The organism is Streptomyces sp. NRRL S-646, assembly GCF_000720765.1.
In the GTDB taxonomy this organism is placed as follows: Bacteria; Actinomycetota; Actinomycetes; order Streptomycetales; family Streptomycetaceae; genus Streptomyces.
In genome coordinates, this window is sequence record NZ_JODC01000007.1 from 18,652 (window position 1) to 32,086 (window position 13,435).

General features: G+C 70.4%; 14 protein-coding genes. 9 read left to right on the top strand and 5 right to left on the bottom strand.

Translation table 11 applies throughout. The features are described 5' to 3' along the window. Positions 1–3: 3 nt before the first annotated feature. A complete protein-coding gene (locus IH68_RS0115600; protein WP_030934950.1) occupies positions 4–450 on the top strand; it encodes a type II toxin-antitoxin system PemK/MazF family toxin in 447 nt (148 codons plus the stop codon). An 85-nt stretch (positions 451–535) separates the two neighbouring features. On the opposite strand, the gene IH68_RS0115605 is transcribed toward IH68_RS0115600, so the two are convergent. Further along, positions 536–1,981 (bottom strand): DHA2 family efflux MFS transporter permease subunit, encoded by a 1,446-nt coding sequence (locus IH68_RS0115605; protein ID WP_234341371.1) that lies wholly within the window; start codon positions 1,979–1,981, stop codon positions 536–538. A 94-nt stretch (positions 1,982–2,075) separates the two neighbouring features. Between IH68_RS0115605 and IH68_RS0115610 the strand changes: the two genes are divergently transcribed. Further along, a complete protein-coding gene (locus IH68_RS0115610) occupies positions 2,076–2,828 on the top strand; it encodes a TetR/AcrR family transcriptional regulator (protein WP_030934956.1) in 753 nt (250 codons plus the stop codon). A gap of 11 nt (positions 2,829–2,839) precedes the next feature. Here IH68_RS0115610 and IH68_RS0115615 read toward each other — a convergent pair whose 3' ends face one another. The 3 genes from IH68_RS0115615 to IH68_RS0115625 all read right to left on the bottom strand — a co-directional run bounded on the left by IH68_RS0115615 (position 2,840) and on the right by IH68_RS0115625 (position 5,559). Continuing rightward, entirely contained in the window at positions 2,840–4,246 is a 1,407-nt protein-coding gene (locus IH68_RS0115615) for a phosphatase PAP2 family protein (protein WP_078912468.1), read from the bottom strand. 204 nt (positions 4,247–4,450) lie between these two features. After that, positions 4,451–4,882: a hypothetical protein gene (locus tag IH68_RS0115620; protein ID WP_030934962.1), complete on the bottom strand. Its 432-nt coding sequence runs from the start codon at positions 4,880–4,882 to the stop codon at positions 4,451–4,453. After that, on the bottom strand, positions 4,882–5,559 hold the full coding sequence (locus IH68_RS0115625) for a helix-turn-helix transcriptional regulator (RefSeq protein WP_030934965.1): 678 nt from the start codon (positions 5,557–5,559) through the stop codon (positions 4,882–4,884). Before IH68_RS0115625 ends, IH68_RS0115620 begins: the two co-directional genes overlap by 1 nt. 106 nt (positions 5,560–5,665) lie before the next feature. Between IH68_RS0115625 and IH68_RS0115630 the strand changes: the two genes are divergently transcribed. Beyond that, on the top strand, positions 5,666–6,067 hold the full coding sequence (locus tag IH68_RS0115630) for a hypothetical protein (protein ID WP_030934968.1): 402 nt from the start codon (positions 5,666–5,668) through the stop codon (positions 6,065–6,067). A 193-nt stretch (positions 6,068–6,260) separates the two neighbouring features. On the opposite strand, the gene IH68_RS0115635 is transcribed toward IH68_RS0115630, so the two are convergent. Then, positions 6,261–7,091 carry a TIGR02452 family protein gene (locus IH68_RS0115635; RefSeq protein WP_030934971.1) on the bottom strand — a complete coding sequence of 277 codons (831 nt, stop codon included), beginning with the start codon at positions 7,089–7,091 and terminating at the stop codon, positions 6,261–6,263. Positions 7,092–7,379: 288 nt separating this feature from the next. On the opposite strand from IH68_RS0115635, the gene egtA reads away from it, so the two are divergent. The 6 genes from egtA (at position 7,380) to IH68_RS0115665 (ending at position 13,406) form a co-directional block, all read left to right on the top strand. Then, positions 7,380–8,699, top strand: coding sequence for an ergothioneine biosynthesis glutamate--cysteine ligase EgtA (gene egtA, locus IH68_RS0115640; RefSeq protein WP_030934974.1), 1,320 nt, complete (start codon positions 7,380–7,382; stop codon positions 8,697–8,699). Further along, entirely contained in the window at positions 8,696–10,030 is a 1,335-nt protein-coding gene (egtB, locus tag IH68_RS0115645; RefSeq protein WP_030934978.1) for an ergothioneine biosynthesis protein EgtB, read from the top strand. Before egtA ends, egtB begins: the two co-directional genes overlap by 4 nt. Beyond that, positions 10,030–10,821 (top strand): ergothioneine biosynthesis protein EgtC, encoded by a 792-nt coding sequence (gene egtC, locus IH68_RS0115650; protein ID WP_030934982.1) that lies wholly within the window; start codon positions 10,030–10,032, stop codon positions 10,819–10,821. Before egtB ends, egtC begins: the two co-directional genes overlap by 1 nt. Next, entirely contained in the window at positions 10,818–11,780 is a 963-nt protein-coding gene (gene egtD / locus IH68_RS0115655) for an L-histidine N(alpha)-methyltransferase (protein WP_030934985.1), read from the top strand. The genes egtC and egtD overlap by 4 nt, the downstream gene beginning before the upstream one ends. Before the next feature lie 259 nt (positions 11,781–12,039). Further along, positions 12,040–12,714 carry a glycoside hydrolase family 11 protein gene (locus IH68_RS0115660; protein WP_030934988.1) on the top strand — a complete coding sequence of 225 codons (675 nt, stop codon included), beginning with the start codon at positions 12,040–12,042 and terminating at the stop codon, positions 12,712–12,714. Next, complete coding sequence (locus tag IH68_RS0115665) at positions 12,711–13,406, top strand: polysaccharide deacetylase family protein (protein WP_030934991.1); 696 nt, start codon at positions 12,711–12,713, stop codon at positions 13,404–13,406. The genes IH68_RS0115660 and IH68_RS0115665 overlap by 4 nt, the downstream gene beginning before the upstream one ends. Positions 13,407–13,435: the final 29 nt, after the last annotated feature.

Genomic DNA, 13,435 nt, shown 5'->3' on the forward strand with positions numbered 1-13,435 from the left:
TGCGTGACTGCGTTTACCGATGAGAACGTCCCGGGCCGCTTCGGCCCCACCGCCACCACCGAGGCCGACCCCCGCCAGGTTGGCAGGGTGCATACCGAGTACTCCCCTGCGCACGACGGCGATCCCGACCCCGGCGAGATCGTGTGGACCTGGGTGCCCTTCGAGGAGAACGACGGCCGCGGCAAGGACCGCCCGGTGCTCGTCGTCGCCCGTGAGAGCGCCGGCACCCTGCTCGCCGTGCAGTTGTCCAGCAAGCGGCACGACGGCGACCGGGAGTGGGTGGCGATCGGCAGCGGGCCCTGGGACCGGTCGGGGCGCGACTCCTGGATCGACGTGGACCGGGTACTGCGGCTGCACGAGGACGGCATGCGCCGGGAGGCCTGCGCTCTGGACCGGGGGCGGTTCAACCTGGTGCGGCAGCGGCTGGCGGAGCGCTACGGCTGGAGCTGAGCGTACGGCCTCGCCGGACCGGACGCCGTTGCTCGATCCGGGGCCTCGTGAGGTCGGCCCTGGACCTCGTGGCGCCGGTCCGTCGTCAGCCGTGCGCCTGCTGGGCGTGCTTGGGCAGCAGGCCCACCAACAGCAGCGTCAGGAGGTTCAGGCCCGCGGCGATGCCGAAGACCAGTTCTGCGGCGGCGAAGTAGGAGTGGACGGACGGGTGTCCGACCCAGGCGAAGAACACCGTGCCGAGGGCGGCGACGCCGATGGCGCCGGCGAACTGCTGGACGGCGTTGAGCAGGCCGGCGCCGGTGCCGACTTCCTCGGCGGTGGCGTCGCCGATGATGAAGTCGACCAGCGGGACGAACACCAGCCCGGAGCCGAAGCCGGTGAGCAGCAGCGCGGGCGCCAGCTTCCAGACGGTGATGCCGGCGCCCCAGTGGGCGAGGGACCACCAGTCGGCCAGGAGGCCGATGACGGCGAGGGCCAGGCCCAGGTGGAGGGTGGCGCGTCCCAGTTTCTCGGCGAGCACGGCGCCGGCCAGCAGGACGGCGACGGCGGTGCCGAGGGCCCAGGGGATCAGCGTGAGGCCGGTGTGCAGCGGCGTCCAGTGCATGCCCTGCTGCAGCAGCAGGTTGATGACGAGGACGAACGCGCTGAGTGAGGCGTAGAACCCGGCCACGATCACCAGGCCGACGACGAAGCTGCGCTTGCGGAAGAGCGACGGTGTGATGACCGGGTGCTCGCTGCGCCGCTGGGAGACGACGAACAGGGCGAACAGGACGACCGCGGCGGCCATCATGACGTAGGCCCAGGAGGGCCAGCCGAGTTCGCGGCCCTGGATGAGCGGGACGATGAGCAGGGCCGAGGCCGCGGTGAGCAGACCGACGCCGGTGAGGTCGAGGCGGGCGGCCGGGTCCTCCCCGCCGCGGCGGGGCAGGACGCGCCAGCCGAGTACGGCGGCGAGGACGCCGAACGGGACGTTGATGAGGAAGATGGAGCGCCACTGGCTGCCGAACAGGTCCAGGTGGAGCAGCCAGCCGGCCAGGATGGGCCCGGCCACCATGGTCAGGCCCATCAGCGGGCCGACCGGGGTCAGGGCCTTGCGCAGGTGCTGGGGCGGGAAGACGACCTTCACCAGGGCCAGACCCTGCGGGATCATGACCGATCCGCACAGGCCCTGGAGCGTGCGGGCGACGATCAGGAACACCACGTCGGGGGCGAGGCCGCAGGCCAGCGAGGCCAGGGTGAAGCCGGTCATACCGAGCAGGAACAGCCGTCGGCGCCCGAGCAGGTCCCCGAGCCGTCCTGAGGTGACCAGGCCGAGTGCGAAGGCGGCGGTGTAGGCGCTCAGCACCCACTGCACGGTCACCTGACCGCCGCCGAGATCGGCGCGGATGGACGGGCCGGCGAGATTGGCGATGCTGGAGTCGATCAGGTCCATGAGGTCGGCAAGGACGACGACGGTCAGGACGAGCCACGCGGTGCGCAGAGGCAGCGTGGCAGTGGTGGGCGCTTGAGATGAGCGCTGGTCAATGGACACGAACACCGTTCTACATCGGAGCACTGTTCCTAGCAATACGAACACTGTTCTTAGTGACGTAGAACACTGTTCGTAGATCCGCTAGACTGCCCGTATGTCACCGACTCCACAGGAACGGCGCGCAGCGCGGCACCAGCTCGGCAGCGGCTCGAGTGCACCGGCGGCCCGGCGTGGACCGTCCGGCGGGCACAAGAAGCCGATCACGGTCGACACCATCATCAGCACCGCGTTCGGCATCGTGGAAAAAGAAGGCTACGAAGCCCTGACGATGCGGCGCGTGGCCACCGCGCTGGAGACGGGACCGTCCTCGCTCTACGCCCACGTGGTCAACAAGGAGGACCTGGACGAGCTGCTCATCGGCCGCCTGTGCGCCGAGATCGACCTGCCCGAGCCGGACCCCGCGATCTGGCGGCAGCAGATCATCCAGGTGTGCACCGAACTGCGCGACCAGTACCTGCGTTACCCGGGTATCTCACAGGCAGCCTTCGCCGCCGCTCCGTCGAATCTGGACACGCTGCGCGTCGGCGAGGGATTGCTCGCCATCCTGCTCGCCGGCGGGATCGAGCCGCAGGCCGCCGCCTGGGCGATCGACTCACTGACGCTCTACGTCAACGCCTACAGCCTCGAGGTGTCCCTGGCGAACCGCCGGCTCAACCGCAGCGACGACGACTGGGTCGTCAGCCGCGGCGAACTGCTGCGCCGATTCGCCGCGCTGCCCGACACCTTCCCCCAGACCAAGCGCCACGCCGCCGAACTCACCGCCGGAACCGTCCACGACCGCTTCGACTTCACCATCGGCCTGATGATCGACGGGCTGGCGGGTGCGCGGCAGGACCCGGCGCGCTGAGGCAACGCGGGTCAAGCCGGCTCGGGTTGCGGCTCCGGTTGCCGCACCGCTGCGACCGCCGGTTCCCATGCTTTGGTGGTCCGCACATAGCCGTAGATCACTGAGGTCAGCGCCAGAATGAGCAGCGGCCCGAACACCCAGGGGTGCATGGCCATCTCCACCGGCAGATAGCGATAGGACACCAGGAGCGCTGCGAAGACCGTCGCGCCGTAGGCGACCAGCTGGATCCCCGATCGGTCCCAGCCGCGGCCGTGCGCGCGCAGGGCTGACTCGATCGTGAGTGTGAACACCACGCCGGCTATGAGGTCCGCGCCGTAGTGGTAGCCGAATCCCAGCGTGGCGCAGAGCGTGGCAAGCAGCCAGAAGGTGCCTGCGAAGCGCATGGGCCGTGGGGCCTTGCGGGAGTGGATGAAGATCGTGGTGGCCCACGCGGTGTGCAGGCTGGGCATGCAGTTGCGCGGAGTGAACGCGTCGAACGGCATCGGATGCGGGGTGTCGAGCGACGGCGGCGTGTCCGGCCACACGTTGGCCAAGGCCCACTGCCCGGTGGGCGGTTGTCCCGGCCACGGGTGGACCGCCGGCCAGTGCTCGATGCCGTTGCCGTAGGCGAAGATCGGTCCGACCACCGGGAAGATCATGTAGATGGCCGGCCCGATCAGGCCGATCACCAGAAAAGTGCGCACCAGATGATGAGCCGGGAAGCGACGCTCGGCCGCCACGTTGCGCAGTTGGTACAGCGCGACGACGACCGCGGCCACCGCGAGCTGGCCGTAGACGAGGTCGAGGAGATGGAAGCCGAACGGGCCCGTGGCCGTGACCAGTCGGCCCACCAGCCAGGACGGTTCGCCCAGCGCATGATCGGCGGTGGCCACGTACTGGTCGAGCACCGTGGGGCGCGTCTTCGAGGTGATGAGCAGCCAGGTGTCACCGGTCTTGCGGCCGGCCACCAGCAGCAGGGCCAGGCCGACTCCCTTCAGCAGCAGCATCCGCTCCTGGCCGGTGCGGCGGGTGACGGCGATGACCGCACAGCCCAGGATCACCCACAACGCGCCGTTCCCGAAGGGGTGGCCGTCGGTCACCTTGATCTCGAACGCCCATCGCACCAGCACGAAGACGGCGTCGATGCCGAGAGCACAACCAGCCGCGATGAACCGTTGCCGCCGGGTGAGCACCACCATCATCAAACCCATGCTGGCGTAGAGGAGGAAACCCGATTTCGGGGGCAGTACCACCTCTTGCACCTGGGTCGTGAGTGGCCCCGGCAGGCCGTAGTGGCGCGCGGCGACCTCCAACGCGATGAGGAATCCGAGCACCACTACACCCGCCGCGGTCCACAGCAGCGTCCGCGGCCGCCACCAGGTGGCGAAGGAAGAACTGGATCTTATTCGCGAGAAGAACCGCGATTCTGTGGGTATCAATTGGCTGGCCGATTTTTCAGATGTCGGTTAGTCAGGTCGCTTTTGTGCTGGATGGCATGGTTTTTCGGTAGAGGGCGGACTATGACGGCGATAGTCGTGAGCTCGAACATGCTATCGGGGCAGTGCAAGTGGGTTTCGCTGGTCACGGCGGTCTCGCGACGCCGCGCCGACTGAGAAGACTCGTTCGGGCCACCCAAGGTTCACTCACCCGATGGTGAACAGACCGATCCCCAGGGCGATCAGCGCCGCGACCTTGGCGGCCTCCAGGGCCACGTAGTACAGGTGGTCGCGCGAGCGGGGCAGGTCCTCACCCGACAGGACCCGGTCCGACCTGCGGTTGAGGCGCGGGCGTACGACGAGCAGTTGTGCGAGGAGCAGCGCCGCCGCGGCAGCGACCGGCCCGACGACCCGGCCGGGTGGATGGCCCGCCGCGACGGAGGCCACGACCACGACGGCGAGCACGGCCTCGACGAGGTTCAGCGCCTGGAAGACCAGCCGCCCGATCCCCAGCCCGATGGGAATCGTCACGCCCGGCGCGCGGAACTTCAGCGGTGCTTCCAGGAAGGAGATCGCCAGCACCATGCCGAGCCAGACGAAGGTGACCGCGACCGCCACTGCGGCCCACGTGGGGTACATCAAGCATGCCTTTCTGCTGTCTGCTGCGGCGCCGGCGCCAGGTGGACCACGCATGCATCGGGTTCGGCGAACGGTTCCAGACCGGTCGCGGCCAGCGGGGCACGCAGCTCGGCCAACGCGCCCTGCATCAGGGCCAGATGGAGCGGGCAGACCAACTGGCCGTACTCCTCGGCGAGTTCGAGGAAGGGGCAGTGCCGCAGCCGGATCCGCGACGGCACCCTCCCGCCTTCCGGGTCCGGGGCGAAGCCGAGGCCGTCCAGCAGCTCGACGAGTTGGCCGGCCGAATCCTCGGCGGTGGGCCGCCGGGACGGGGGCGGCGGCTCGACCAGGGAACGGCCCCAGGCCCGGCCGGCCTCCATCGCGGTGGAACGCGCGTCGGGCCCCGTGGCGGCGATCCGGCTGAGCAGCATCTGCGCGAGCAGCCGATAGCCGCGGGTTCCGCCACGGTCCATGCCCTGCGTCGGGGCGTAGACGGTGCGCGGGCGCCCGGGCCCGGAGGGCTCCAGTACATGCCGCTCGACGAGCCCCTCCCCGGCCAGCGCCTCCAGGTGGAAGCGGACGGTGTTGGGGTGGACGCCGATACGCTCGGCCGCCTCCGCGACACCGAGCGGGGCCGCGGCCGTGCGCAGCACGTCGAGGACTTCGCGACGGCGCGGGCTCCTGTGCGCCCCGGGCATGCCCCTCACTCCCCTCCCACCTGCACTCATTTTCTCCAAATAATACTTGTAATAATTGAGGGGCAAGCGGCGCGGCCGGCGAAGGCGGACAGATGGAGGGGAGCCGATGAGCAAGGCCGAGAGGCAGGTCGGCCGGGAGGCGGAGGCGGCGATGCCACGCGTCCTGTGCCATACCGACGCCTTGACCGCCGCCGCTTCCAGCGATGTCGCGGTGCTGTGGAAGCTCGCCGAGAGCGGACGCCAACTCGACGCCAATCTGGTCCGGTTGACTCCGGGCCGCCATGTCGCCCCGCACGCGGAGCCAAACCTGGACGTACTGGTGCTCGTCGTCGCAGGCGACGGCGTGCTCGGCGCCGGTCCGAGGGACGAGCCGCAGTCACTGACCACGGGCGCCCTGCTCTGGCTCCCCCATGGCTCCACCCGCAGCATCACGGCGGGAGACGACGGCCTCGCCTACCTGACGGTCCACCGCCGCCGTCCCGGCCTGCAGATCGGCCAGGCGCCCTGAGGCCGCACCGCACGCGGGCCCACAGGACCTGGACCCACAGGACCTGGGCCCATGACCTGGACCCACAGGACCTGGACCCATAGGAGCTGTGCGAAAGCAACGAGAGGCAAAGTTCTCAAGCCCGGGAACTCGGACCGTGTTTCGTCCGTCTTCTTGTATGAGTCCCCCGCAGCATCCCCCGTCTGCGGGGGACTCACCGACTCGACTGCGACTGGGCCACCGGAAACGCCCGCGCGAACGCCTCTCGGACCGTATGGCCCGCCGTGCGGTCCAGAACCCCGAAGGTCACGCGCTCGAAGACCCGGGCGAACCGGCCGTCGGGGCCGAGCAGCGCCTTGAAAGCGCCCGCCACCTGCGCCGGGTCGTTCTGGAAGACCCCGCAGCCCCACGCGCCCAGCACCAGCTGCCGGTAGCCGTGGGCCGCGGCCGTCTCCAGCACTCTCTCGGCGCGGACGGCCAGGGCCTGCGGCAGTTCGGCGGCGCGCTGCGGCGCCGTACGCCTGATCACTCCCGCGTTCGGGGCGGCGGCCGTCAGGAAGCCCGCAGTGTACGGCTCGTCCAGCAGGCGGCCGCGGTCGTCGCGGAAGACGGGCACCGCCGGAGAGTGGATGACCCGGTCGGTGTAGAAGGGATCGCGGTGGGTGCGGTGGTGGTCGTAGAACTCCGGGGCCCGCAGCAGGCACGTGTACAGGGCGGAGGCGCGGCACAGGGCCTCTTCCTGGGCCTGGGCGCCGTTCAGAAAACCGCCGCCCGGGTTGCGGGCCGAGGCGAAGTTCAACACCGCCGCCTTCCCGCCCAGCCGGCGCGCCGCCTCCAGGCTGCTCTCGCCGGTGACCTCGAAGAACGTGTCGGCATCGGCGGTCGGTGACACTTGCACGGGGTCCGGCCCGTGCATCCGCGTACCGGCCCGCGCCGCCTCCACCGCCGTGGCAATGGACACCTCGCGCCCGTCGGACGCCCGATAGGCACCCGCCGAGACGATCTGTTCCGTCTGCTGCGCGACGCCGCGCAGGCGCGCGCTCATGGCGCCACCCCCGTGTGCGCCACGCTCGCGCGCCGTGCGCGCTCCCCCGTCGTGCTCATGCACGAATCGTGGGCGATCCTGGACATGCGGTGCAACAGAGTTTCCGCGTCCGCGAACGCCCAGGAAAGCCAGAGAAAACGCCCGGAACGAGGAGATTACCGAGCCGGAACATGCCGATACGCACCCTTGTGCGATGCGGCGGGAGGGTCTTGAGTGGGACGAGTGCTGTCGTCCGGGCACCTGACGGGCCGGGTCGGCGGCACGGTCGAATCTCAGGAGGTTCCCGATATGTCAGATACGCGGAGCACCGCTCCGGCGAGCGACTGTACGGAGCCCCGCACCGCCCTCACCCCACCCGAGGTGGAGGCACTGGTCCGGGGCATCTGTTTCAAGACCGGCCCACCCCGCACTGTCGGGGTCGAAGTGGAATGGCTCGTCCACGAGCTGCACACACCGCAGCTCCCCGTCACACCCGAACGACTCGAAGCGGCCTACGCCGCACTGCGGACCGTGCCCCTGAGGTCGGCGCTCACCGTCGAGCCCGGCGGCCAGCTGGAGCTGAGTTCCCCGCCCGCCACCTCCCTGATGGAGTGCATCGGTACCGTCTCCGCCGACCTCGACGCCGTCCGCTCGGCCCTCGCCGGGCAGGATCTGGGCCTCGTCGGCATCGGTCACGACCCCTGGCATCCGCCCCGCCGGTTCCTGCACGAGCGGCGCTACGACGCCATGGAGACGTGCCTGGACCGCACCGGCCCGTCCGGCCGCCGCATGATGTGCACCTCGGCCTCCGTCCAGGTCTGCCTGGACGCCGGATACGAGGAGCCCGGCCCGCTCGGTCACGGCCGGCGCTGGTGGCTGGCGCACCAGCTGGGCGCGGTCCTGGTGGCAGCCTTCGCCAACTCCCCGCTGGCCCGGCGCGAACCCACCGGCTGGCGCTCCACCCGGCAGCTGCTGTGGCTGGAGATCGGCCCCGGCCGCGCGGGCGCACCCCCGCTGGACGGGGACCCACGCGCGGCCTGGGCCCGGCACGTCCTGGATGCGCCGGTGATGTGCATACGAGGGGACGACGGGCCGTGGGACGTTCCGGAGGGGCTGACCTTCCGGGAGTGGACCAGGTCGGGAGCGCCGCGGCCGCCCACCCGCGAGGACCTCGACTACCACATCACGACGCTGTTCCCGCCGGTCAGACCGCGTGGCTTCCTCGAACTGCGCATGATCGACGCACAGCCGGGCGAGGACGGGTGGATCGTCCCGCTCGCCGTGACGACGGCGCTCTTCGACGACCCGGAGGCCGCCGAGACCGCGTACCGCACCGTGAAGCCCCTGGCCGAACGGGCGCTCACGCTGCCCGCGCCGCACAATCCGCTGTGGATCGACGCGGCCCGCAACGGTCTGGCCGACCCCGAGCTGCACGAGGCGGCCGTCGCCTGCTTCACGGCAGCGCTCGAGGCCCTTCCCCGGCTCGGCGCCACCACCCAGGTCACGGACGCCGTGGCGGCGTACCTGGACCGCTATGTCATGCAGGGCCGCACCCCGGCCGACGACCTGCTGGACCGGGTGCGCGGCACCGACCGGCGCCCGCACGGGAAGGACATCCGCACATCATGACCGACCCCGCCCTCGACGAACTCTCGATCGACGCAGAGAGCCTGCGCGAGCGGGCCCTCACCACACTCACCACCGCCCGCGCCCGCACCACGCTCCTGACCAGCTGTGTCGAGGAGCCCGACCTGACCGCGCAGCACTCTCCGCTGATGTCGCCGCTGGTGTGGGACCTGGCGCACATCGGCAACCAGGAGGAGCTGTGGCTGCTGCGGGCCGTCGCCGGCCGGGAGGCGATGCGCCCCGAGATCGACGGCCTCTACGACGCCTTCGAGCACCCGCGCTCCGAACGCCCCTCGCTGCCACTGCTGCCGCCCGCCGAGGCCCGCACCTATGCGGCCGAGGTGCGCGGGCGGGTGATGGACCTGCTGGAGAGCGCCGACTTCCACGGGACCAGACTCACGGAGGCGGGCTTCGCCTTCGGGATGATCGCGCAGCACGAACAGCAGCACGACGAGACGATGCTGATCACCCATCAGCTCCGCAAGGGCCCGCAGGCCCTGACCGCCCCGGACCCGGAACCCGTACCGCTGTTCACCGGCCCGGCCGAAGTCCTCGTCCCCGGCGGCCCGTTCACCATGGGCACCTCCGCCGAGCCGTGGGCACTGGACAACGAGCGCCCGGCGCACCGGCGCGAGGTGGCGCCCTACTACATCGACACCACTCCGGTGACAAACGCCGCCTACCAGGCGTTCATCGACGACGGCGGCTACGACAACGAGCGCTGGTGGACCCAGGCGGGCTGGGCGCACATCCGCGAACACTCGCTGCACGCCCCGCTGTTCTGGCGCCGTGACGGCAAGCAGTGGCTGCGGCGCCGTTTCGGGGTCACCGAGGTGGTGCCGCCCGACGAGCCGGTCGTGCACGTGTGCTGGTACGAGGCCGACGCCTACGCCCGCTGGGCCGGACGGCGGCTGCCCACCGAGGCCGAGTGGGAGAAGGCCGCCCGACACGACCCCGCGAGCGGCCGCTCGATGCGCTACCCGTGGGGCGATGCCGACCCGGCGCCCGAGCACGCCAACCTCGGGCAGCGCCACCTGCGCCCTGCCCCGGCCGGCAGCTACCCTGCGGGCGAATCCCCGCTCGGTGTACGGCAGTTGATCGGCGACGTGTGGGAGTGGACGTCGAGCGACCTCGCGCCGTACCCGGGCTTCGAAGCCTTCCCGTACAAGGAGTACTCGGAGGTGTTCTTCGGGCCGGAGTACAAGGTGCTGCGCGGCGGTTCGTTCGCCGTGGACCCGGTGGCCTGCCGGGGGACGTTCCGCAACTGGGACTATCCGATCCGCCGGCAGATCTTCTCCGGGTTCCGCACCGCCCGCTCCGTGGGAGACGTCTGATGTGCCGTCACCTGGCCTATCTGGGTCCCGAGGAACCGCTCGGCCACGTCCTCGTGGAGCCCGCGCACAGCCTCTACCGCCAGTCGTGGGCACCGCGGCGGCAGCGGTACGGGACGGTCAACGCCGATGGTTTCGGGGTGGGTTGGTACGCCGAGGGTGATCCGGTGCCGGCCCGGTACCGTCGGGCCGGGCCCATCTGGGCCGACCTGTCCTTCGCCGACCTGGCCCGCGTCGTGCGCTCGGGGGCCGTCCTGGCCGCCGTACGGGATGCGACCCTGTCGGGCGCCGACGCGGAGGCCGCGGCGGCGCCGTACGCCACCGGGCCCTGGCTGTTCAGCCACAACGGCGCCGTCAAGGGGTGGCCGGGCTCGCTGGCGCCCCTGGTGGCGAGCCTGCCCGCGGTCGACGTGCTGTCGATGGAGGCCCGCAACGACTCGGCGCTCGTGTGGGCGCTGGTCCTGGCGCGGCTGCGCGGCGGCGACGACGAAGCTCAGGCGCTGGCCGACACGGTCGTGGAGGTCGCCGAGGCGGCCCCCGGCTCCCGGCTGAACCTGCTGCTGACCAACGGCGAAACCATCACGGCCACCACCTGGGGCGACACCCTCTGGTACCTGTCCCAGCCGGGCCGCAGCACCGTCGTGGCCTCCGAGCCCTACGACGACGACCCGCACTGGCAGGAGGTCCCCGACCGCACCCTGCTCGCGGCGAGCCGCACCGATGTGCTGCTCACCCCCCTCAAGGAGCCGAGCGACGCCTCGGTCCCCGCACTGCCGAAGGAGCCCCGTACGTGAGTCCGTTCCTTCTCACCCGCACCCTGCCCGAGGACGCCACGGACGCCGCCCTGCGCGCCGACGTCCTGCAGGGCCTCACCGGCACGCCCAAGACGCTGCCACCGAAGTGGTTCTACGACGCGCACGGCAGCGAGCTGTTCGAGCAGATCACCGAGCTGCCCGAGTACTACCCCACGCGCGCCGAGCGGGAGATCCTCATCGCCCGCTCCGCCGAGATCGCCGCAGCGACACACGCCCGCACCCTGATCGAGCTCGGCTCGGGATCGTCGGAGAAGACGCGCCACCTGCTGGATGCGCTGACCGACCTGCACACGTACATCCCCGTCGACGTGAGCGAAAGCGCGCTCACGCAGGCCGGGCAGGCGCTCGTCGCCGAGCGTCCCGATCTCCAGGTCCATGCGCTGATCGCCGACTTCACGGCGAGCGTGACGCTGCCGGACACGCCGGGCCCCCGCCTGATCGCGTTCCTCGGCGGCACGATCGGCAATTTGCTGCCGGTCGAACGGGCCGCCTTCTTCGCCTCGGTCCGCTCCCTCCTCTCCCCCGGTGACGCGCTGCTGCTCGGCACGGACCTGGTCAAGGACGAGAAGGTGCTGGTCCGGGCGTACGACGACGCGGCCGGTGTGACGGCGGCGTTCAACAAGAACGTCCTGGCCGTCGTCAACCGCGAGCTGGGCGCCGACTTCGACCCCGGCGCCTACGACCACGTAGCCCTGTGGGACACCGCCGACGAGTGGATCGAGATGCGCCTGCGCTCGCGCACCGCGCAGTCGGTGAAGATCCCCGCGCTCGACCTCGCCGTCGACTTCGACGAGGGCGAGGAGCTGCGCACCGAGGTGTCGGCGAAGTTCCGCAAGGAGGGCGTGCGCACCGAACTGTCCGCGGCAGGGCTGGAGTTGGCCCACTGGTGGACGGACGAGGAGGGGCGGTTCGCGCTGTCGCTGAGCGTGGCGCGCTGACGTTCGCCGCACAGCTGGGGCAGGTGCCTTCGGGCACCTGCCCCAGTTCTTTTTGGTCCGGAACTTCTTCGAAACATTCGGAGATTCATATCCGCATGTGATCTACCCAGTGCGGGTGTCAATGAATAATCCCTGCACAACAAAACGAATGTTTCGCGATCATTGTCGAAACTATTGACGCTTGACGGGGACAGGCCAACACTCTTGGACCAAAACCCGGCCTCAATCCGGCCTTGGACCACGAGGAGGAACCCCGCACATGGACATCGCACCCGCACACCCGATGACCCGCAGGGGCGCCTGCGCGCTGCTGCTGGGCACCACCGCAGCGCTGGCCCTGCCCGGCACCGCCCGCGCCGCCACGGTCGTCACCACGAACCAGACAGGCACCAACAACGGCTTCTACTACTCGTTCTGGACCGACGCGCAGGGCACGGTCTCCATGACCCTGAACTCCGGCGGCAACTACAGCACCAGCTGGAGGAACACCGGCAACTTCGTCGCAGGCAAGGGCTGGAGCAACGGCGCGCGCAGGAACGTGAGCTACTCGGGCAGCTTCAACCCGTCCGGCAACGGCTATCTGTCGCTGTACGGCTGGACGTCGAACCCGCTCGTCGAGTACTACATCGTCGAGAACTGGGGCACCTACCGGCCCACGGGGGCCTACAAGGGCACCGTCTCCAGCGACGGCGGCACGTACGACATCTACCAGACGACGCGGTACAACGCCCCGTCCGTCGAGGGCAACAGGACCTTCAACCAGTACTGGAGCGTGCGGCAGTCGAGGCGGACCGGCGGCACCATCACCACCGGCAACCACTTCGACGCCTGGGCCCGCGCGGGGATGCCCCTCGGCAGCTTCAAGTACTACATGATCCTCGCGACCGAGGGTTACCAGAGCAGCGGCAACTCCAACATCACGGTGTCGGGATGAGCACCGGACGAGGTCTCCCGTTACGTCCCTGGACGACGGCCCTGGCCGCCGTCGCACTGGCCGCCACGGGCACCCTCACCCTCCACGCCGCCCCGGCGCAGGCCGCCGCCTGCAACGGCTACGTCGGACTCACCTTCGACGACGGCCCGTCCGGGAACACACCGGCCCTGCTGGGCGCGCTGAAGCAGAGCGGGCTGCGGGCCACGATGTTCAACGAGGGCCGGTATGCCGCCGCCTACCCGGCGCAGGTCAAGGCCCAGGTCGCCGCGGGCATGTGGGTGGGCAACCACAGCTACACCCACCCGCACCTGACCCAGCTCGGCCAGGCGCAGATCGACTCGGAGATCTCCCGCACCCAGCAGGCCATCGCGGCCGCGGGCGGCGGCACGCCGAGACTGTTCCGGCCGCCGTACGGCGAGACCAACACGACGGTGAAGGCCGTGGAGGCCAGGTACGGTCTGACCGAGATCCTCTGGAACGTCGATTCGCAGGACTGGAACGGCGCCAGTACGGATGCGATCGTGGCCGCCGCCGGCCGGCTCACCAACGGGCAGGTCATCCTCATGCACGACTGGCCCGCCAACACGGTCGCCGCGATCCCCCGCATCGCACAGGGCCTGGCCGCCCGCAGTCTGTGCACAGGCATGATCTCCCCGCAGACCGGCCGCGCCGTGGCCCCGACGGGGGCCTGACCGCGACCACCTGCACCGATACCGGCCGC

Excerpts from the sequence above, each read along its gene's own strand:
- IH68_RS0115660 (WP_030934988.1), top strand. The coding sequence starts at position 12,040 with ATGGACATCGCACCCGCACACCCGATGACCCGCAGGGGCGCCTGCGCG.
- egtC (WP_030934982.1), top strand. The coding sequence starts at position 10,030 with ATGTGCCGTCACCTGGCCTATCTGGGTCCCGAGGAACCGCTCGGCCAC.
- IH68_RS0115630 (WP_030934968.1), top strand. The coding sequence starts at position 5,666 with ATGAGCAAGGCCGAGAGGCAGGTCGGCCGGGAGGCGGAGGCGGCGATG.
- egtA (WP_030934974.1), top strand. The coding sequence starts at position 7,380 with ATGTCAGATACGCGGAGCACCGCTCCGGCGAGCGACTGTACGGAGCCC.
- IH68_RS0115620 (WP_030934962.1), bottom strand. The coding sequence starts at position 4,882 with ATGTACCCCACGTGGGCCGCAGTGGCGGTCGCGGTCACCTTCGTCTGG.
- egtB (WP_030934978.1), top strand. The coding sequence starts at position 8,696 with ATGACCGACCCCGCCCTCGACGAACTCTCGATCGACGCAGAGAGCCTG.
- IH68_RS0115625 (WP_030934965.1), bottom strand. The coding sequence starts at position 5,559 with ATGCCCGGGGCGCACAGGAGCCCGCGCCGTCGCGAAGTCCTCGACGTG.
- IH68_RS0115665 (WP_030934991.1), top strand. The coding sequence starts at position 12,711 with ATGAGCACCGGACGAGGTCTCCCGTTACGTCCCTGGACGACGGCCCTG.
- IH68_RS0115635 (WP_030934971.1), bottom strand. The coding sequence starts at position 7,091 with ATGAGCGCGCGCCTGCGCGGCGTCGCGCAGCAGACGGAACAGATCGTC.
- IH68_RS0115610 (WP_030934956.1), top strand. The coding sequence starts at position 2,076 with ATGTCACCGACTCCACAGGAACGGCGCGCAGCGCGGCACCAGCTCGGC.